The sequence below is a fragment of the Streptomyces sp. NRRL S-495 genome (assembly GCF_000966955.1).
Taxonomy (GTDB): Bacteria; Actinomycetota; Actinomycetes; order Streptomycetales; family Streptomycetaceae; genus Kitasatospora; species Kitasatospora purpeofusca.
On sequence record NZ_JZWY01001326.1, the window covers coordinates 1 to 1,368 of the forward strand.

At 75.7% G+C, this 1,368-nt stretch carries 1 protein-coding gene; it reads right to left on the minus strand.

The genetic code is table 11. The features are described 5' to 3' along the window. The coding region (locus VR45_RS47745; protein WP_045945165.1) for a glycine-rich protein at positions 1 to 1,054 on the minus strand (1,054 nt) is incomplete at its 3' end. Positions 1,055 to 1,368: the final 314 nt, after the last annotated feature.

Consider the following 1,368-nt stretch of genomic DNA (forward strand, 5'->3'; position numbering starts at 1 on the left):
GGGTGACCCATTCGAGGACGATCTCGCCGTTGCCGCCGTCGCTGTAGCCGCCGCCGTCGCCGATTCCGCTGGTGTACTGGGCGTCGCTGCGGCCGCCCGAGGTGCCGCCGACGCCGTTGCCGCTGCTGTTGGTGCCGTTGGAGGTCTGGGTGTTGGTGACGCCGGTGCCCCGGTTGTAGCCGGAGCCGCCGCCGCCCATGCCGTTGGCGTCGAGCGTGCCGCCGCGCTGGCAGGCGCCGCCGCCACCGCCGTAGTAGCCGCCGCCGCCTCCGCCGCCACCCTCGTTCTGCGGGCTGGCGGCGCCGCGGCCGCCCTGGTACTGGCTCCCGGCGGTGGCGGCCGCGCACGCCGTCTGGGTGGCGGCGGCGCCACCCGCGCTCTGGGTGCCGCCCCGGCCGGAGGCCGCGGGCTGGTTGTCCTGGCCGCCGTTGCTGCCACCGCCGCCGCCCGCCGCCGGGGTGGTCGCGTCGGCGCCGGGGGAGGATCCGCCGCCACCGCCGGCCACGACCAGCGGGTTGGTGCCGTAGGCACCGTTCCACACGGCGCTCATGCCGCCGCCGCTGCCGCCTGTCGCACCGCCTCCGCCGACGGCGGTGAAGCCCTGACCGCCGGCGCCGCCGCCGCCGTACGTGGAGGTGGTGCTGTTCATCCGGCCGCCCTGGCCGACGGTCAGTGTCAGCGACTGACCGGGCGTCACCGCGAGGGTGCCGGTGGTGTAGCCGCCACCGCCGCCGCCGTACTGGCCGGTGTAGTAGGCGCGGGGGGAGCCCGCGCCGCCGGCGCCGAACACCCGGGCATAGACGGCGGTCACGCCGGCCGGCACGGTGAAGGTCTGGTCGCCGCCGCTGTAGGTGACGCGGGTGCAGTTGGTGAAGCTGCCGGTCGGTGTGCACGCGGTCAGGGCCCGCTGCTCCCGGGGCAGGCCCTGCGGGCCGTAGGCGGGAGGGGCGGCGGCGAGCGCCAGTCCGCCCTGGGGGACCAGGCACAGCAGCGCGAGCACGCCGCGCATCACCGTCCGGAACCGAGCGCCGAGCAACGACCTCACCGGGGCCATCCGGCGTCTCCTCTCGCGACCGTGCGCGTGCACGGGCACAGCTGGGCGGACAACACAAAAAATCAGGCGAATGTACGCAAATATCCGCAGATGAGATCAGAGACTGCCGAGAAGGAGCGCCCGTTGGGACGATCTGATGACGTGTCAGTCACCTTTTGTGCTGGAATCAGCGCTTTCGGCCCAGCCCGGTCATCGTTCGGCGCAACCGGGTGGAGCGGCCCCGGGACGGGACGGGGCGGGACGGGATGGGGCGGGGCGGGACGGGGCGGGGCCGCCGTGCCGGGACCGGCCCCGGGGCCGGTCGCCCGCCGCCG